At 72.2% G+C, this 17,093-nt stretch carries 16 protein-coding genes; 3 read left to right on the top strand and 13 right to left on the bottom strand.

Annotation, left to right across the window (positions count from 1 at the left end; genetic code table 11):
• Positions 1 to 42 precede the first annotated feature (42 nt).
• From AW273_RS28350 to cobA, 3 genes are read right to left on the bottom strand one after another with little or no spacing between them, the layout of a single operon-like run.
• On the bottom strand, positions 43 to 1,668 hold the full coding sequence (locus AW273_RS28350) for a GTPase family protein (RefSeq protein WP_062354544.1): 1,626 nt from the start codon (positions 1,666 to 1,668) through the stop codon (positions 43 to 45).
• Positions 1,665 to 3,446, bottom strand: coding sequence for a GTPase family protein (locus tag AW273_RS28345; protein ID WP_157556247.1), 1,782 nt, complete (start codon positions 3,444 to 3,446; stop codon positions 1,665 to 1,667). Before AW273_RS28345 ends, AW273_RS28350 begins: the two co-directional genes overlap by 4 nt.
• A 47-nt stretch (positions 3,447 to 3,493) precedes the next feature.
• Positions 3,494 to 4,726, bottom strand: coding sequence for a uroporphyrinogen-III C-methyltransferase (cobA, locus tag AW273_RS28340; RefSeq protein ID WP_062354540.1), 1,233 nt, complete (start codon positions 4,724 to 4,726; stop codon positions 3,494 to 3,496).
• 216 nt (positions 4,727 to 4,942) lie between these two features.
• On the opposite strand from cobA, the gene AW273_RS28335 reads away from it, so the two are divergent.
• The gene (locus AW273_RS28335) at positions 4,943 to 5,869 is read left to right on the top strand and encodes a CHRD domain-containing protein (RefSeq protein WP_062354537.1); all 927 of its coding nucleotides are present in this window, start codon (positions 4,943 to 4,945) and stop codon (positions 5,867 to 5,869) included.
• 9 nt (positions 5,870 to 5,878) lie between these two features.
• On the opposite strand, the gene speB is transcribed toward AW273_RS28335, so the two are convergent.
• The 8 genes from speB to AW273_RS28295 all read right to left on the bottom strand — a co-directional run bounded on the left by speB (position 5,879) and on the right by AW273_RS28295 (position 13,777).
• Positions 5,879 to 6,880, bottom strand: a complete 1,002-nt coding sequence (gene speB, locus AW273_RS28330; protein ID WP_062354535.1) for an agmatinase — start codon at positions 6,878 to 6,880, stop codon at positions 5,879 to 5,881.
• Complete coding sequence (cobT, locus tag AW273_RS28325) at positions 6,877 to 7,902, bottom strand: nicotinate-nucleotide--dimethylbenzimidazole phosphoribosyltransferase (protein ID WP_062354532.1); 1,026 nt, start codon at positions 7,900 to 7,902, stop codon at positions 6,877 to 6,879. Before cobT ends, speB begins: the two co-directional genes overlap by 4 nt.
• Complete coding sequence (gene cobC / locus AW273_RS28320; protein ID WP_062354528.1) at positions 7,886 to 9,055, bottom strand: Rv2231c family histidinol phosphate aminotransferase CobC; 1,170 nt, start codon at positions 9,053 to 9,055, stop codon at positions 7,886 to 7,888. Before cobC ends, cobT begins: the two co-directional genes overlap by 17 nt.
• Positions 9,055 to 9,945, bottom strand: a complete 891-nt coding sequence (locus AW273_RS28315) for a sirohydrochlorin chelatase (protein WP_083950113.1) — start codon at positions 9,943 to 9,945, stop codon at positions 9,055 to 9,057. The genes cobC and AW273_RS28315 overlap by 1 nt, the downstream gene beginning before the upstream one ends.
• An 86-nt stretch (positions 9,946 to 10,031) precedes the next feature.
• The gene (locus tag AW273_RS36640; RefSeq protein ID WP_198168409.1) at positions 10,032 to 11,108 is read right to left on the bottom strand and encodes a GNAT family N-acetyltransferase; all 1,077 of its coding nucleotides are present in this window, start codon (positions 11,106 to 11,108) and stop codon (positions 10,032 to 10,034) included.
• Positions 11,109 to 11,124: 16 nt separating this feature from the next.
• Positions 11,125 to 11,691, bottom strand: a complete 567-nt coding sequence (locus tag AW273_RS28305; protein WP_062354522.1) for a LutC/YkgG family protein — start codon at positions 11,689 to 11,691, stop codon at positions 11,125 to 11,127.
• Positions 11,688 to 13,076, bottom strand: coding sequence for a lactate utilization protein B (locus tag AW273_RS28300; protein ID WP_062354514.1), 1,389 nt, complete (start codon positions 13,074 to 13,076; stop codon positions 11,688 to 11,690). The genes AW273_RS28305 and AW273_RS28300 overlap by 4 nt, the downstream gene beginning before the upstream one ends.
• Positions 13,073 to 13,777 (bottom strand): (Fe-S)-binding protein, encoded by a 705-nt coding sequence (locus AW273_RS28295; RefSeq protein ID WP_062354511.1) that lies wholly within the window; start codon positions 13,775 to 13,777, stop codon positions 13,073 to 13,075. The genes AW273_RS28300 and AW273_RS28295 overlap by 4 nt, the downstream gene beginning before the upstream one ends.
• 69 nt (positions 13,778 to 13,846) lie before the next feature.
• Here AW273_RS28295 and AW273_RS28290 point away from each other — a divergent pair, with 69 nt between their 5' ends.
• Together AW273_RS28290 and AW273_RS28285 are read left to right on the top strand one after the other, a co-directional pair.
• Complete coding sequence (locus tag AW273_RS28290) at positions 13,847 to 14,518, top strand: FadR/GntR family transcriptional regulator (protein ID WP_063910135.1); 672 nt, start codon at positions 13,847 to 13,849, stop codon at positions 14,516 to 14,518.
• A 9-nt stretch (positions 14,519 to 14,527) separates the two neighbouring features.
• The gene (locus AW273_RS28285; RefSeq protein ID WP_062354508.1) at positions 14,528 to 15,523 is read left to right on the top strand and encodes an LLM class F420-dependent oxidoreductase; all 996 of its coding nucleotides are present in this window, start codon (positions 14,528 to 14,530) and stop codon (positions 15,521 to 15,523) included.
• 86 nt (positions 15,524 to 15,609) lie between these two features.
• On the opposite strand, the gene AW273_RS28280 is transcribed toward AW273_RS28285, so the two are convergent.
• Positions 15,610 to 16,590, bottom strand: coding sequence for a hypothetical protein (locus AW273_RS28280; RefSeq protein WP_062354499.1), 981 nt, complete (start codon positions 16,588 to 16,590; stop codon positions 15,610 to 15,612).
• Complete coding sequence (locus tag AW273_RS28275; RefSeq protein WP_198168408.1) at positions 16,587 to 17,081, bottom strand: RNA polymerase sigma factor; 495 nt, start codon at positions 17,079 to 17,081, stop codon at positions 16,587 to 16,589. The genes AW273_RS28280 and AW273_RS28275 overlap by 4 nt, the downstream gene beginning before the upstream one ends.
• Between the last annotated feature and the right edge of the window lie 12 nt (positions 17,082 to 17,093).

The following is a 17,093-nucleotide window of genomic DNA, read 5'->3' as shown; positions in this document are numbered from 1 at the left end:
GTCGAGGTTCCCCCATGGGCTCATGGGCATGTGCTCGGGCCGTCATCGCCGTGAGGTGTCCAGCGCCGCGAAGTAGTCGTTGTATCGGGTCAGTTCACGTTCGACCGGTTCGATCACCAGGTCCTGGGCCACTGCGGCCACCCGGCGGCGCATGTCCCTTTCGAGCCGGTCGCGTTCCTTCCCCGCGGCCATCACCACGAAGTTGCGGCTCGCGATCGCCGACAGGAGCCCCACCCCGAGCACGCTGGCCATCATCAGCACCACCCACGGGAGGGCCGCCACGTCTCCCAGCAGCTCCGAGGGTGGCTCGCCGACCTTCAGCACCCCGTAGGCCACGATCGACCCGACGAGCCCGAGGCCCGCCACGAACAGCAGCACGAGGAGGAACTGCCACACCTTCGCCAGCCGCCACCAGCCCGGCACCCGGTCGAGGGGCGGCGCGATCTCGGCCAGTTCGTCGGTCAGGACCTTGGGCAACTGGCCCGACCGCGAGCGGGCCGCGTCACGCACGGCGTCCTGCCAGGGTTCGGGCATGCCCTGGGTCAGGCCGTCGGACAGGGCCTGGACGGCGTTGTCGACCTCGGCCGGCTGGGCGCGGACGGAGTCGGAGACGAGGGTCCGGATCTCGTCCTTCACGTCGCCGAGCTTCAGGTGCTTCAGGGGGTCGCCGCGGAAACGCGACGCCCAGCGGCCCCACGGCCAGCCGACCCAGTCGATCGAGCGGGTGCCGTAGACGTTCTCCAGGGCCTCGCCCACGGCGGGCGCGCCGACGGCGTCGCACAGGGCGTCGGTCAGACCGGCCCGGCGGTCGGGGGCGACCGTGGGGTCGACCTTGAGCAGGGCCGGCATGTCCTTGGCCAGGCGGAGCATCAGGCGGTCGAGGTCGGCCTCCAGGCGCAGGTAGCCGGCCCGGCGGGCGCTGACCGACTCGGCCAGTTCGGCCCGCAGGTCGTCGATGCCGCCGCCCGTCACGGCCGAGGTGGCGACCACGCGGGGGTTGTCGACGCCCTCGCGGGCCAGCAGGTCGCGGAGGTCGGTGAGGCACTCCTCGACCTCCTCCGGGGTCAGGCGGTCGGCCTGGTTGAGGGCGAAGACCGTCACGGCGTCGTGGCCGGCGAGTTCGGTCACGTAGCGGCGGTGGGTGGAGGCGTCGGCGTACTTCTGGGGGTCGAGGACCCAGACGATCAGGTCGGCCGACGTGATCAGGCGGTCGGCCTCGGTGTCGGTCAGGGCTCGGATCGAGTCGTGGTCGGGGAGGTCGAGCAGGATCAGGCCGTTGAGCTGGCCGTCGCCCTTGTCGAGGGCGCTGGCCCGGGAGAAGCGGTGGCGCCACTGGATCTGGAGCCAGTCGAGCAGGGGGGCGGCGCCCTCCAGGCCCCACACGCACGCGTGGGTGCGGGCCGTGGTGGGGCGGCGGACGCCCGTCGGTGACAGGTCGAGGCCCGAGATGGCGTTGAACAGGGACGACTTGCCGCTGCCCGTGCCGCCGGCCAGGGCCACGACGGTGTGGTCGGACGACAGTTTGAGGCGGTTGCCGGCCCGGATGATCAGTTGGGTCGCCTCGGTCAGCAGGTCGGCGTCTTCGCGGCCCTGGCCGAGATCGACCACCCGGGTGAGGGCGGCCAGCCGCGTGCCGAGGCCGTGCCTCGGCTCGGCGGTGATCGTCATCGGGCGACCTCAAGGTTGTAGGTGGCCTGGTAGAGCCGGGTGGCCGCGGACTCGTCGGGGATCCCGGCTCCGTCGAGGGCGTCGACGTAGCGCAGCGTCTCGTCGTCGAACAGTAAACCGACGCGGGCGCGCAGGTCGGAGCGGGCCTTGGCGCTGATGCTGCGCAGCGACTCGGCGCCGAGCAGGCCGCGCAGGAGCCGCTGCGGGAGGGCGCCGTTGCCGCCGGGGGCGTCGCCGGTGCCGTAGCCGAGCAGGCCGACGGTGAAGATCAGGGCGAGCGACTCGACGTCGAAGGAGACCAGGCGGGCGACCGACCGCTTCGTGACGCCCTCGGTGCGGACCAGCTCGGTCACGTGGTCCTGCCACGAGGCGACCATGCGCGCGGTGCGGCGGTCGACGTCGTCGGCGGGGCGGCCCAGGCCGGGCAGGGCGGCCAGGCGGTCGCCCGCTCCGGCGCGCTGGCGCCAGCGGGTGACGACCTCTTCCGAGGCGCGGTGGACGGCCGTGCTGATGACCGATTCGAGGCCGCTGCGCAGGGCGTTGCGGAGCGCGCCGAGGCGTTCGGGGCCGTGGTTCTTGGCCCGGCGGATCTGGAGGGTGCGCATCAGGTCGCCCGACCCGGCGAAGTCCTGCCAGCGGGCCAGGACCTCTCCGCGCAGCAGGGAGCCGTCGCGGGTCGACTCCTCGATCTCGGCCAGGGCTCCGGAGAACGCCGCGTCGATGTCCGAGCGCAGGTCGGCCCGCAGGGCCACCTGGGTCTCCAGGTGGCGGGCCAGCGCGGGCACGCGGGCGCGGAAGCTGTTGAGCACGCCGTTCAGCGTCGCCTGGACGGCCAGCGCCCGGCGCTGCTCGTCGACCGACAACTCCGACAACCACATGCGCAGGTCGGCCACCTCTTCGTCGGGCAGGCGGCCGTCGGTGACGGTGGTCTCGTTGACGATGAAGCGCTCCACCTCGCCGAGGCCGTATTCGTCGAGCATGCGGGTGAAGTGTTTGGCCACGACCTCGCGGGAGCGCACCGGGACGCGGGACAGGACGATCACCAGGCGGGCGCCGCGTTCCTTGGCGAGCTTGAGCAGGCCCCACGAGGGGGCGTCGGCGTAGCGGGCCGCGCTGGTGACGAAGACCCACAGGTCGGCGGCGTCGAGCATGCGGTGGGCGATGTCGTGGTGTTCCTCGACGACCGAGTCGATGTCGGGGGTGTCGAGCAGGGCGACGCCCTGGGGCAGCCACTTGGTGGAGGCGACCACGATCGAGTCGGCGCCGGGGCCCTCCCCCGGCGCGTCGATCCGGTTGAGGCCGCTCAGCAGGGTGCCCTTGGTGAACCAGCGTTCGTCGGCCGGGTTGCAGACCAGGACGGGGGTGCCGGTGGTGGGGCGGCGCACGCCCGTGGCGCTGACGGTCTGCGCGGCGAGGGTGTTGACCAGGGTGGACTTCCCGGCCCCCGTCGATCCGGCGACGACGATCAGGGCGGGGGCGGTGCTCATGTGGACGCGGGGGATGACGTAGTCGTCGAGCTGGGCCAGCACGGCCGCCTGAGACTTGCGGGCCTCGTCGGCGCCGGGCACGTCGAGGCCGAGATGGAGGCCGGAGACGGCCTCGCGGAGCTGGCTGAGGGCGTCGGTGAGGGCGCCCGACACCTGTTCGGGGAGGGGGAAGTCCTCTTCGTAGAGGTCCTCGTCCTCGTCTGGAGCCGCCTCATCAGGGGGCTCGTCGTCTCTGATCGCCCGGAAGTTCAGTGTCTGCTCGCCGGGCGACTCGGGTTCTTCCTCGGGCATGGCGGCCTCGTCTGCGGGTTCGGACCGCGGTGTCTGGTTGGCAGCCTTCATCGGGCTCGCTCCGCTCGCACCATTTCGATCTCCTGACCGACCTTGACGACGTCGCCGACGACGACGATCGCCGGTGGCCGTACGCCCGCGGCGGTGACGCGCTCAGCCACGTCGCGCAAGGTGGCGCGCACCGCCCGCTGGGTGGGAAGAGTACCGTCCTGTACCACCATTACGGGAGTTTCCGGCGAACGTCCCTCACGCAGCAAAGTGTCGGCGATCTCCGCGATGCGTTCCACGGCCATCAGCAGTATCAGGGTTCCCTCTGATCCCGCCAATAGCCTCCAGTCGACGGTCGAGGCCGGGTGCCCGGGGGCGACGTGCACCGAGACGACGTGGAAGTCCTGGCTGACGCCCCGATGGGTGACCGGCACCCCGGCCGAGGCGGGCACCGCGACCGCGCTGGTGATTCCGGGTACGACCGTCACGGGCACCCCGGCCTCGGCGCAGGCGAGCATCTCCTCGCCGCCCCGGCCGAACACGAAGGGGTCGCCGCCCTTCAGGCGGACCACGAACTTCCCTTCGAGGGCCCGCGAGACCAGCAGCTCGTTGATCTTCTCCTGGGCCAGGAACCGGCCGTAGGGGACCTTGGCCGCGTCGATGAGCTCGACGTCGGCGGAGAGCTCGTCGAGGAGGGAACGCGGGATGAGCCGGTCGGCGATCACGACGTCGGCCTGGGCGAGGAGCTGGCGTCCCCGGACGGTGATCAGGCCCGGGTCGCCGGGGCCGCCGCCGACGAGGGCGACGCCGACGGGCTTGTCGCGGTGGCGGCGGGCGTCGATGGCGCCGTCGCGGAGGGCGTCGACGACCGCGTCGCGGATGCCGGCCGCCCGGCGCGGGTCTCCCCCGGCGGTGACCGCGACGCCGATCTCGTCGACCCGGCCGCTGGCCGGGGTCCAGGCCGCGGAGGCGTCCTTGTCGTCGGCGCGGACGCACCAGATGCGCTTGGCCTCGGCCTCTTCGGCGATGGCGGCGTTGGCGGCGCGGTCGCTGGTGCAGGCGTGGACCAGCCAGGCGTCGTCGACGTCGCCCTCTTGGTAGCGGCGGCGTTCCCAGGTGACGCGGCCGTCGGCGATCAGGTCGTCGAGCGCGGGCGTCGCGCTGGGCGAGACCAGTGTGACCGCGGCGCCGGCGTCGAGCAGGGCGGGGATGCGCCGCTGGGCGACCCGGCCGCCGCCGACGACCAGCACCCGCCGCCCGTCGAGCCGCAGGCCGAGCAGATAGGGGGCCATTTCTCCCTCGTTGTGGCACAGGTTTCGTTAGGCAGTAAACCTACCGGCTGACCTGTGACGCGGCTCAAGAGATCGCCGGTATCGGTCTTGTCCCACCCAAAGGAGTGACGTCGGTCACACTGCCGCCGAGTGGGTAATTGACCACAGAACGGGGCTTATCGCAACTCCTACTGTCATCCGCAAGCACCCGGAAGCGACAAACAGGAGTTCCCCGAAATGCTGCGCAAGCTCATCGTCCCCGGTCTCGCCCTCGCCGCCGCCCTCGCCGCCACTCCCGCCGCCGCCCACCCCGGTCACGGCTCCCAGGCCGTCGGGTCCGTGCAGCAGGCCCCCGACGCCTACTTCGCGGCCACGCTGCTCGGCAAGAACGAGGTCAAGGCCCCCGGCACGAAGGTCGGCGACAAGGACGGCATCGCGGTCGCGGTGTTCCGCATCCACGGCAACAAGGTCGAGTACGCCGTCCGCTGGCAGGGCACCGCCGCCCCCACCGCCTTCCACATCCACCAGGGCGTCAAGGGCAGGAACGGCGACGTGAAGATCGGCTTCTTCATGGGGTCGGCCCTGCCGGGCACGCTGAGCGCGGTCAAGGGCAGCGTGACCGTCGACGACGGGGCCCTGCTGAACCGGATCAGGAACAACCCCGCCGGCTGGTACGCCAACCTGCACACCGGCGAGTTCCCCGGCGGCGCCGTGCGGGCCCAGCTCCACCGCATCAAGCCCGTCCACCTCGACACGGTGCTGGCCACCGGCTCGCGCTCGACGCTCACCGCGATCGCCGACGGCAGGCAGGAGGTCCCGGCGCCGGGGACCAAGGTCGGCGACAAGAACGGCAAGGCCGTCTGGCTGGTCTGGGTGAAGGGCACCAAGGTCCACTTCGCGACCGTCTGGAAGAACATCGCGCAGCCGACCCTCGCGCACATCCACAAGGCGCCCAAGGGCAAGAACGGCCCGGTCGTCGTGGACTTCTTCGCGGCCCCCTCGGGCCTCCCGGCGGGCATGAACGGCATCGCCGGCACCGGGACGGCCTCGTCGTCGGTGGCCAAGGGCATCAAGAAGAACCCGAAGAACTGGTACACCAACCTGCACACCAGCGAGTTCCCCGGCGGCGCGGTGCGCGGCCAGCTCCACGGCGGCGGCTGGTAGAACCTCCGGTCAGCGGCCGTCGAGCAGGGGCCGGCGGGGGTCCCACGGCTCGCCCGACCGCCTCCGGGCGATCGCCGACAGGGCCTCCAGCACGACCCGGTTGCCCAGCAGGGCGGTGATGTCGGCGTGGTCGTAGGGCGGTGCGACCTCCACGACCTCCAGGCCGACGACCGGCAGTTCGTAACAGACGTGCCGGACGGAGTCGAGCAGTTCCCTGGCCGACAGGCCCCCCGGTTCGGGGGTGCCGGTGCCTGGGGCGTGGCCCGGGTCGCAGACGTCGATGTCGACGGACAGGAAGATGCCGTCGCAGTCGTCCAGGGCGATCGTGAAGGCCTCGGTCAGGCACTCGGAGAGGCCCCTGTGGACGATCTCCGTCATCTCGTACGAGCGCATGTTCTGCCCGGCCATCCACGACAGGACCTCGGGGCCGGGCCAGTAGCCGCGCAGGCCGATCTGGAGGAACCGGTCGCCCCGGATGGCGCCCGACTCGATCAGGCGGCGCATGGGCTGGCCGTGACCGTAGAGGTGGCCGAACTCGATGTCGCCGGTGTCCGCGTGGGCGTCGAAGTGGATCATCGAGACGCGGCCGAAGCCGTGGTGGCGGGCCACGCCCCGGGCGTCGGGCAGCGCGATCGAGTGGTCGCCGCCGAGGACGACCGGGATGGCGCCGGAGGCGGCGATCGTGTGCACGGCCGCCTCGATGTCGCGGATCGAGGTCTCCAGGTCGCCGGAGAAGCACTCGACGTCACCCGCGTCGCGGACGGTGAGATCGCGCAGGCCGTCGACCCGCAGGGCGAGGCTCGGGCGGGAGCCGTCGTGGGCCAGGTAGCAGGCCTGGCGCATGGCCGACGGGCCGAACCGGGCCCCGGGGCGGTGGCTGGTGCCGCCGTCGAAGGGCGCGCCCAGGATGACGACGTCGGCACCCTCAAAGGAGGCGGGATCGGTCAGGTCGCAGCGGTCGACGCCGAGGAAGGTGATGTCGGGGCCGTACATGGGGCCGTAACGGGTCATGCGAGGGCCTCCTTGTCGGTGACTCCGGCGGCGTCGAAGGTGGCGACCTCGTGCAGCACCCGGGCCGCGGCGACGACGAGCGGGTGGGCGAGCAGACCGCCCGTGCCCTCGCCCAGGCGGAGTTCCAGGTCGACCAGCGGACGCAGGCCGAGGTGGGCCAGCGCGGCGGTGTGGCCGGGTTCCGCCGAACGGTGGCCGGCGATCCAGTAGCCGGCGGCGTCGGGCTCGATCGCGGCGGCGGCCAGCGCGGCCGAACCGGCGATCACGCCGTCGAGGACGACCGGGATGCGCAACTCCGCCGCTTTCAGCAGATATCCGGCGAGGGCGGCGTGCTCCAGACCACCCAGTGCGGCCAGCGGGTCGAGGCCCCGGTTGACCTCCAGGGCCCGCGCGACGATCGCGATCTTGTGGGCGAGCATGGCGTCGTCGATCCCGGTCCCGCGTCCCGTGACCTCGCCCGGCTCCTTGCCCGTGTACGCGCAGATCAGGGCCGCCGACGCCGTCGTGTTGGCGATGCCCATGTCCCCGGTGACCAGGCACCGGGCCCCCTGCGCGACGAGCCGCCCGGCCACCTCGGCCCCGGCCTCCCTGGCCTGCCGAGCCTCCGCCTCGGTCATCGCCGGGCCCAGCGACAGGTCGGCGGTGCCCCTCCTGACCTTGCGCGACACCAGGCCGGGGGCCTCCGGCAGGTCGCCGTTGACGCCGACGTCCACCACCGTCACCGACGCGCCGACCTGGGCCGCGAAGGCGTTCGCCACCGCGCCGCCGGCCAGGAAGTTGGCGACCATCTGCTGGGTCACCTCTTGGGGCCAGGGAGAGACCCCCTGCGCGTGTACGCCGTGATCCGCCGCGAAGATCGCCAGCGCCACCGGCTCGGGAAGCGGCGGCGGCGAGACCGCCGCGATGCCCGCCAACCGCACGGCCACGTCCTCAAGAGCGCCGAGCGCGCCCCTCGGCTTGGTCAGGCGGTCGTGGTGGGCTCTGGCCTCGGCCATGGCGGCCGGGTCAAGCGGGGAGATCATCGCGGGCCTCCTTCAGGGCCGCCAGGAAGGCGGCCGTCGTCTCATCGTCGCGCACGGCCACCCGCAGCCACTCGGGGCCCAGGCCCGGGAAGGTGTCGCCCCTCCTGACGGCGAAGCCCTTCTCCCGGAGGAGCGTCCTGAGGCGGAGGGCGTGCGGGAGGCGTACACAGACGAAGGAGCCGCGGGCCTCCGGCACGACATGGGCCCCCAGAGCCGTCAGGCCGTCGGCGAGGATCCGCCGCCGCCCCGCCATCTCCTCGGCCCATTGAGCGGCCTCGGCCTGCGCGCGGGGCGAGACGCACGCCTCGGCGGCGGCCAGCGCGGGCGTGGAGACCGCCCAGAGCGGCTGCGCCGCCCGCATCGCGGCGACGAGCTCCGGCGGGCCGATGACGTAGCCGACGCGGAGCCCGGCCAGCCCCCACGTCTTGGTGAGACTCCGGATGACCACCAGACCGGGCAACCTGACCGAGGCCAGCGATTCCGGCTCTCCCGGCACACAGTCGGCGAACGCCTCGTCGACGACCAGATACCTGCCGGGCCGGGCGAGCGAGGCGATCGTCGCGGCGGGGTGCAGCACGGACGTGGGGTTGGTCGGATTGCCGATCATGACCAGATCGGCGTCGCCGGGGATCAGCGCGGCGTCCAGGACGAACGGATCGGGCAACAGCACCCGATCGGGCACCAGCCCGACGGCCCGCAACGCCGCCTCGGGCTCGGTGAACTGCGGATGCACCACGACCGGTCGCGACACCGGGAGCACGACGGGCGACCGCCTGCGCATTCCCGGCTCGGACGATGCCGGAGCCGCGGCTACGGACAATTCCGACCCGGCCCCACCCGGCGTGGAGATTGCCGACTCGGCTCCGACCTGCTTGAAGGATTCCGGTCTGCTTCCGGCGGCGACGCGCGCCAGCAGGGTGAACGCCTCGGCCGCGCCCACCGTGAGCAGGACCTCATCAGGGTCTCGCCCGTGGTGTTCGGCGATGATCCGGGTGGCCTGATCCGCATTCGGGTATGCCGAAATCTCCGACATGGAAGAGGCGAGGATCTCCCGTAACCACGCAGGTGGCATGCCCTGCCGGACGTTCACCGCCAGGTCGACCAGGCCCGGCCCGACCTCGTTGTCCCCGTGGTGGCGGAGATCGACGGGCATCAGACGCGGGCCGGGACCGGGAAGATCTCCTGAAGCCGTTCGGTGTCCAGGGCCTCGGCGTAACGCTGGCGGGCCGTGGTCGCGGCGGCGCCGGCCAGGGCCTCCTCGTAGCGGTCGATCACCACGTCGGCCAGGCCATCGCAGTCGCCGATCACCTCGGCGCAGCGGATGTCGAGGCCCTCGTGGTTGGCGCCGTAGGCGAGGGCCTGGGCCCAGATGCGCTCCAGCACGCCACCGGCGAACAACACGTAGGGCAGCACGATGACCCGCTTGGCGCCCAGGCGGCGGCAGCGCTCCAGGCCGCCGGGCACCCCCGGCCGCGCGTGGGACACGTAGGCCGTCTCGACCGTCAGGTAGTCGGCCGCGTGGGTCTCCCAGAACAGCCGCGACACGCGGTGGACCTCGGCGTTCGCGGACGTGCTCGGCGAGCCGTGGCCCACCAGGACGACGGCGGTCTCGGCGGGCGCGATCGGCTCGGGCTCCTCGACGAAGGCGCCGCGCACGAACGTCGGCATGTCGGCCGCGGCGTCGGCGAGGCGTTCGGCCAGCAGTTCCAGGACGCGCGGGTCGGGGCCGAGCGGGCGGCCCAGGTCGTATCCGAGCGTCGGGTGGAGCTCCTGGGCCAGCGCCAGCGTGCCGGGGACGTCGCCCAGCGCGGCGCGGTCGCCGGTGAGGCTCAGCGGCTGGGCGACGAGGTGGTGGTGGCCGCGCGCGACGAGCGAGGCGACCGAATCGCCCAGCGGCGGCCGGGCTCCGGTGACGAAGCCGCCGGAGACGTCCGCGACGTCGCCGTCGAGCCGGCAACGGAGCCGATGAACGAACCGGCCGAATTCGGCTACGCCGGTATCGTCATGCGTGCCGTGCCCGATGAGCAGCAGCGGCGGTCTCATCTCAACGATCTCCCCTGGCTTGACCTGCTCCGCAAACATAGCCGAGCTTGTCGTGCAATGGGGCATTCTTCCGAGGTTTGCCCAGCTCAGAGCTCACCGATCAAGAGACCGTAAACCACCGTGTCGGCCCTGCCGCCCGGAATCGGGATGGCCCCGCGCAGGATGCCTTCCTCGGCGAAACCGGCCTTCTCGGCCACTTTCCGGCTCGCCGTGTTGCCCTGGGCGATCATCAGTTGCACCCGCGCGAACCCCTGGGCGAACAGGAACGCGGTGAGTGTACGGGTGGCCTCGACGGCGTACCCCTGCCGCCGGGCCCACGGGGAGATCCAGTAGCCGATCTCGGCGTCGCCGCGTTCGCGGTCGGCCCGCACCACCGACACCGCCCCGGCCAGCCGCCCGCCTTCGACCGGTTCGAGGGCGTAGGTGACACTCTGCCGCCGGTCGGTGTGGGCCTGGCGGGTGCTCCAGTCGAGCGCCTTCTCCAGCGTGTAGTCGACCGCCCAGGGCATCCAGCGGGCGATCTCGGGGTCGTCGCGCACGGCGGCCAGCACGTCGAACGCGTCGCGCTTGGCGAAGGGCCGCAACTCCAGCCGGTCGCCCGCCAGCCGGGAGGGGAACCCGCCCGGCCGGTCGCCCCGCAGCAGCCCGAAGACGACGACGTCATGCGGCCCGTCGTCTTCGAACCCGGCGCCGCGCAGCAGGCCCTCGCGGGTGAACCCGGCCTTCTCGGCGACCCGGATCGAGGCGGCGTTGCCCGCGATCGCGCGCAGCTCGACCCGCCGCAGCCGGGCCGGGCCGAGCGCCCAGGCGGCCAGCCCGCCGAGGGCCTCGGGGGCGTAGCCGTTGCCCCGTTGGGCGGGGTGCACGCCGTAGCCGACCTCGGTGGTGCCGGCGCCCCAGTGGGTCTTGAACAGGCTGATCGCCCCGACGATGCGGCCGTGGCGCTCGATCGCCAGGTGGATGCCCTGACCCGACCGGCGCAGTTCGTGGACGCCGTTGACGAGCCACGAGACGATCCCGCCCGCGTAGCCGGGGGCTCCCGGCGGGAGCGCGGTCGGGTGGGCGCCGTCCTGCACGATCGCCCGGACCTGGTCGTGGTCGGAGGGCCGGAAGTTCCGCAGGACGAGCCGGTCGGTGGCGATGGACAGGCGCTCGTCGAACACGCCCAATACCGTACGACTACCCGATGGCGATGACGACCTCAAGAGTGCGCGGCCCGTGCACTCCCTCGACCCGGTTCAGCTCGATGTCGCTCGTGGCCGAGGGGCCGCTGATCCACGTCAGGGGCCGGGTGGGGTCGAGGCGGGCGATCGCGTCGGGCACGTTCGGCACGATCTGGTCGTCGCGCACCACGCACAGGTGGTAGTCGGGGACGAGGGTCTGCGCGCGGGTGCCCTGGCCGGGGCCGGCGTCCAGGACGATCGTGCCGGTCTCCGCGACGGCGACGGCGCAGGTGGAGACGACTCCGTCGGGTTCGCCCTCCGAGGGGGCGTACATGTCGGAGGGGAACCCCGCCGGGACGGTCAGCACCCTGCCCCCGGTGATCTCGGCGAGGGTCGCGGCCACCTCGGCGCGCGGCACGACGTGCACGATCGCCTTGTAGTCGCGGACCCGTTCGGCGAACAACTCCACGTCGCCCCGTTCGCCGGTCGCGCCCCGGTAGCCGCGGACGATCTCGGCCTCGGGCGCGCCTTCGACGGCCGAGCGGATGCGCCGCAGGATGACCTCGCGTGCCGCCGCGCTCATCGTTTCCCCTCTCTGATCCACCAGTCGCGGAACGACTCGGCGGGGATCTCCGGCAGGTCGCGGGTGTCGGTCCAGCCCGACAGCGGGCCGGGCAGCCGCTTGGGCACGAGCCTGCGCATGCGCCCGCCGAACCGCTGCGCCTTGGCCAGCCGCTTCGACCGGTTGAAGACCCACCCGGCGGCGGCCATGCCCGCCTTCTCGGCACGGGAGTGCCGCGCCTTCGCGCGCAGGTCGACGAGCACCGACGGGATGTCGATGGCGACCGGGCAGACCTCGTAACAGGCGCCGCACAACGACGACGCGTAGGGCAGCGACCGGTCGAGCTCGGTGTCCATGCCCCTGAGCTGCGGCGTCAGGATCGCCCCGATCGGCCCCGGGTAGACGGAGCCGTAGGCGTGCCCGCCGGCGCGCTCGTAGACCGGGCAGACGTTCAGGCAGGCCGAGCAGCGGATGCAGCGGAGCGCCTGGCGCCCCACCTTGTCGGCCAGGACGGAGGTGCGCCCGTTGTCGAGCAGCACGAGATGGAACTCCTGGCCTTCCGTCGCGCCGGTCCACATCGAGGTGTACGGGTTCATGCGCTCCCCCGTGGAGCTGCGCGGCAGCAGTTGGAGGAACACCTCCAGGTCCTGCCAGGTGGGCAGCAGCTTCTCGATGCCGACCACGCTGATCAGGGTCTTGGGCAGCGTGAGGCACATCCGCCCGTTGCCCTCCGACTCCAGCACCACCAGCGTGCCGGTCTCGGCGATCATGAAGTTGGCGCCCGAGATGGCGACCTTGGACTCCAGGAAGCGTTTGCGCAGGTAGACCCGGGCCGCCTCGGCCAGCACACGCGGCTCGTCGGTCAGGTCCTTCGGCGCCCCGGCCATCTTCTTCAGGAAGAGCTCGCGGATCTCGGCCCGGTTGCGGTGGATCGCCGGCACCAGGATGTGCGACGGGAAGTCGTCGCCGAGCTGCACGATCAGCTCGGCCAGGTCGGTCTCGAACGCCTCGATGCCCTCTTCGGCGAGCGCCTCGTTGAGGCCGATCTCCTGGGTGGCCATCGACTTGACCTTGACGACCTCGGTCTCGCCGGTGTCCTTGACCAGGCGGGTCACGATCCGGTTGGCCTCGGCGGCGTCGCGGGCCCAGTGGACGGTGCCCCCGGCCTCGGTGACCTTCTCCTCCAGCTGGACGAGGTACCGGTCGAGGTTCCTGAGCGTGTGGTCCTTGATCGTTTTGCCGGCCTGGCGGAGCTCGGCCCAGTCGTCGAGCTCGCCCACCACCGCGGCCCGCTTGCCGCGGATCGTGTGGGTGGCCTTGCGCAGGTTGAACCTGAGCTGACTGTTCTGCACGGCCTTGGCGGCGTTCTTCGGGAACGCCGGCATGCCGACGAAGACGCCGCTCATCCGGCGCTCTCCTCGGTCGACGCGAGGATCTCGGCGAGGTGGAGCACGCGTACCCCCGACTTCTGGCGTTTGAGAGTGCCGCCGAGGTGCAGCAGGCACGAGTTGTCGGCGGCGCAGAGCACCTCCGCGCCGGTCTTCATCACGTTGCCGATCTTGTCGGCGCACATCGCCGCGCTGACGTCGCGGTTCTTGACCGCGAAGGTGCCCCCGAAGCCGCAGCACTCCTCGGCGCCCGGCAGCGGGACCAGCTCCAGGCCCCGGACGTTCTCCAGCAGCCTGGCCGGCTTGTCGCCGACCTTGAGCCCGCGCAGGGAGTGGCAGGTCGGGTGGTAGGTGACCTTGTGCGGGAAGTAGGCGCCCACGTCGGTGACGCCCAGGACGTCGACCAGGAACTCCGACAGGTCGTACACCTTCGGGATGTCCTCGATGTCGAGGTGGGGATACTGCTCGCGGACCATCGCGGCGCACGAGCCGCTCGGCGCGACGACGGCGTCGTAGCCCGCGAACGTGGTGGTGAACCGGTCGGCCAGTCTGACCGCCTCGTCGCGGTAGCCGGTGTTCAGGTGCATCTGGCCGCAGCACGTCTGGGCGAGGGGGAAGTCGACCTCGACGCCGAGCCTCCGCAGCAGCCCGACGGCCGCCTTCCCCGTGCCGGGGAAGAGCGTGTCGTTGACACAGGTGATGAAGAGCGCGACCCGCACCGGGACTCCCGCAGGTATGGTCAGACCAAATATGGTCAGACCATACACCGTTCCGGCGGAGGGAGCACGGTGCGGACCTTCGAGACGGTTCTCGCCCAAATCGAACAGCGGATCGCGGCCGACGGCCTGACGGTCGGCGACCGGCTGCCCGGAGAACGGCAACTGGCCGAGCAGTTGCGGGTGAGCCGGTCGTCGGTACGTGAGGCGCTGCGGGTGCTCGAAACACTCGGCGTGGTGTCGTCGCAGGTCGGACGGGGCCCCGACGCGGGCGCCGTGCTGATCTCCCGGCCCGACGGCACGCTGGCCGACCTGCTGCGGCTGAACCTGGGGCTGACGACGATGTCGGCGCGGGAGGTGCTCGACACCCGGCTGATGATCGAACGCTGGTCGGCCGCCCGGGTGACCGCCGCGCCCGCGGCGATGACCGAGGCCCTGGCCGCGATGGACGTGGCGGGGTCGCCGGAGGAGTTCGTGACCCACGACATCGCCTTCCACGTGGCCCTGACCGACGCGGCGGGCAACCGGCTGCTGTCGGCCGTGTTGCGGGCGCTGCGCGACGCGCTGGTGTCGAACGCGGTCGAGGCGGTGCGCAGGCTGGGCCACACGGGCGACCTGCAGGCCGACCACCGGCGCATCCACACGGCGATCGAGGCGGGCGCCGCCGAGGAGGCGGTGGAGGCGGTGACCGCCCACCTGGCCCGCGCCTATCCTGGGCTTTCGCCGAGTCATAACGTGTTCTAGTTTCGCGGTATGAAGCTGGGTCTGAACCTCGGTTACTGGCAACGTTCGCCCTCCGACGCCACCACCCTCGTGCAGGCCGCCGAGCGGCTCGGCTACGACTCGGTGTGGACGGCCGAGGCCTACGGCAGCGACGCCTTCACCCCGCTGGCCTGGTACGGCGCCCGGACCTCCCGCATCAAGCTGGGCACCTCGGTCGTGCAGCTCAGCGCCCGCACCCCGGCCGCCACCGCGATGACCGCGATGACGCTCGACCACCTCACCGGCGGGCGGCTGCTGCTCGGGATCGGGGCGTCGGGGCCGCAGGTGGTCGAGGGGTGGTACGGCGTCCCGTTCGCCCGGCCGCTCGCGCGGACCCGGGAGTACGTCGAGATCATGCGCAAGATCTGGCGACGGGAGGAACCTGTTACGAACGACGGGCCGCACTACCCGCTGCCGCTCCCCCAGGGCAAGCCGCTGAAGCTGATCACCCACCCGCTGCGGCCGGACATCCCGGTCTACCTGGGCGCGGAAGGGCCCAGGAACGTCGCGCTGGCCGCCGAGATCGGGCAGGGCTGGCTGCCGCTGTTCGCCGTCCCGTCCATGATCGAGTCCATGTACGGGGACGCGCTCGCCACCCGAGGGAAGGACTTCGACGTCGCCGCCATGGTCATGACGCTGATCACCGACGACGTCAGGGCGGGGCTCGACGTGGTCAAGATGATGCTGAGCCTCTACATCGGCGGCATGGGATCGTCCAAGCGGAACTTCCACGCCGACATCATCGGCCGCATGGGGTTCGCCGAGGAGGCCGCCCGCATCCAGGGCCTCTTCCTCGACGGACGCCGCGACGAGGCCTTCGCCGCCATCCCCGACGAACTGGCCGACGGGATCTCCCTGATCGGCCCGCCGGGACGGATCAGGGAACGCCTGGCACCCTGGCGGGACAGCCCGGTGACGTCACTGCTCGTCATGGGCCCCAGAGACGAGGACGATCTGCGGACGATCAGGGACCTGGTCGTCGAATAGGTGCGCGGCCGGGGGCTGGTTCCGCCGGCCGCCGCACGACCCCGGGTGGGCGTTCCGGGGCCGTGCGGCGGGGTGGGTCCGTACCGCTAGCCGGGCAGGTCGGACCAGCCCGTCTCCAGGTAGGCGTAGGCGGTGCCCTGCTGGGCCGGGATCATCTTCGTGCCCGGCGGGGTGTCGACCGGCTGCTCGTCCTCGCCGTTGTAGACGTAGGCGAGGAGTTTCGCGGTGGCCGGGTCGACCACGAGCGTGTGGTCGCCCGTCGCGTCGGTGATCGACAGGCCCGGCCTGCCGATCGGGTCGGTCGCCTTCTCGTCGAGGCGGAGGCCGCTCTGGTCGGCCAGGATGCGCAGCAGCGTGGCCCGGGTCGTGTTGGCGGCGGGCGAGGTCAGGATGTGCCGGGCGGCGCCGAACGCGAACGACCCCGCGTCCTCGCCGGACGGGCGGGCCTCGTCGAGCCACCTCTGGAGGGCGGCGCGGCCGGCGGGGAGCTTCTTCAGATCGTCCTGCCGGACGGTCTTCGTACCGATCCCCCAGGCCAGCACCATGCCCTTGAACGACCGCTCCGCGCCGGCCTCCGGGAGGCCGGGCCTGCCCTTCGCACGCCAGGCCTTCTCGGCCCGCTCGTCGGCGAAGGTGGTCTTCACGTCCCGGACCGGGCCGATCCTTCCGTCCCGGCCGTCGTACCAGGTCTCGCCGGTCGAGGCGACGACCACCCCGTCCAGGGGCGAGGTGAAGGTCCGGATCTTCTGGTGCCAGTACGTCCCGGTCTGCGCCGGCGTGCTCTCCAGCGTCTCGGCCCCCGCCAGCAGGACGCTCCGCGCGGTCAGCACGGGGGTCTCCACCGGCACCGGGGCCGGCCGCTGGGCGACCGTCGCCGACGGCGCGAACACCACGAACGCGGCGGCGGCCGCCGCCGCGAGCAGGCCCGACGCCGCCAGCAGCGGGGTGCGGCGCCTGCGCTCGGGCCGCGCGGCGAACGCCCTTTTCAGGTCGTCGGCCCGTCTGGCCCGGTAGGACTCCTCGGTCACGTCGTCGGGCCGCAGGCTCCGCACGAGGTCGTCGATCATGATTGCTCCTGGAGGGTTCGGGGGCGCAGGGCCTCGGTGAGGCGCCGTCGCGCGCGGTGCAGGCGGACGGTGAACGTGCCGGTGGCGCAACCGGCGATCTTGGCGGCCTCGCGGGGCGTCAGGCCGTACCAACTGGTGAGGATCAGCGCCTCGGCGTCGGCCTCCGCCATCGCGGCGAGCACGATCAGCGCCGCCTCGCGTTCGGTGACCTGGTCGGCGACGTCGGGCGCGTCGCGGGCCGGCAGGTAGGCGAGCAGCCGTTCGGCCCGGATGCCCGAGTCGCGCTGTTTGCGGAGCAGGTTCCTGGCCACGCCGAGCAGCCACGGCAGCGGCTCCGGCGGCAGGTCGGCCAGCCGCCGCCAGGCGATCAGGAAGGTCTCCCCCACCACGTCCTCGGCCGCGGCCCGGTCGGCGCGCAGCAGCGCGTACCCGAGGACGGCCCGGTAGTGCCGGTCGTAGAGGTCGGTGAATCGTGTCTCTGGATCGTCCACACCCAGTAGTCC

Source organism: Herbidospora yilanensis (assembly GCF_001570565.1).
GTDB classification, from domain to species: domain Bacteria; phylum Actinomycetota; class Actinomycetes; order Streptosporangiales; family Streptosporangiaceae; genus Herbidospora; species Herbidospora yilanensis.
The sequence above is the reverse complement of the archived record's forward strand: the minus strand, read 5'-3'. Positions and strand labels throughout refer to the sequence as shown.

Excerpts from the sequence above, each read along its gene's own strand:
- AW273_RS28350 (WP_062354544.1), bottom strand. The coding sequence starts at position 1,668 with ATGACGATCACCGCCGAGCCGAGGCACGGCCTCGGCACGCGGCTGGCC.
- AW273_RS28345 (WP_157556247.1), bottom strand. The coding sequence starts at position 3,446 with ATGCCCGAGGAAGAACCCGAGTCGCCCGGCGAGCAGACACTGAACTTC.
- cobA (WP_062354540.1), bottom strand. The coding sequence starts at position 4,726 with ATGGCCCCCTATCTGCTCGGCCTGCGGCTCGACGGGCGGCGGGTGCTG.
- AW273_RS28335 (WP_062354537.1), top strand. The coding sequence starts at position 4,943 with ATGCTGCGCAAGCTCATCGTCCCCGGTCTCGCCCTCGCCGCCGCCCTC.
- speB (WP_062354535.1), bottom strand. The coding sequence starts at position 6,880 with ATGACCCGTTACGGCCCCATGTACGGCCCCGACATCACCTTCCTCGGC.
- cobT (WP_062354532.1), bottom strand. The coding sequence starts at position 7,902 with ATGATCTCCCCGCTTGACCCGGCCGCCATGGCCGAGGCCAGAGCCCAC.
- cobC (WP_062354528.1), bottom strand. The coding sequence starts at position 9,055 with ATGCCCGTCGATCTCCGCCACCACGGGGACAACGAGGTCGGGCCGGGC.
- AW273_RS28315 (WP_083950113.1), bottom strand. The coding sequence starts at position 9,945 with ATGAGACCGCCGCTGCTGCTCATCGGGCACGGCACGCATGACGATACC.
- AW273_RS28305 (WP_062354522.1), bottom strand. The coding sequence starts at position 11,691 with ATGAGCGCGGCGGCACGCGAGGTCATCCTGCGGCGCATCCGCTCGGCC.
- AW273_RS28300 (WP_062354514.1), bottom strand. The coding sequence starts at position 13,076 with ATGAGCGGCGTCTTCGTCGGCATGCCGGCGTTCCCGAAGAACGCCGCC.
- AW273_RS28285 (WP_062354508.1), top strand. The coding sequence starts at position 14,528 with ATGAAGCTGGGTCTGAACCTCGGTTACTGGCAACGTTCGCCCTCCGAC.
- AW273_RS28280 (WP_062354499.1), bottom strand. The coding sequence starts at position 16,590 with ATGATCGACGACCTCGTGCGGAGCCTGCGGCCCGACGACGTGACCGAG.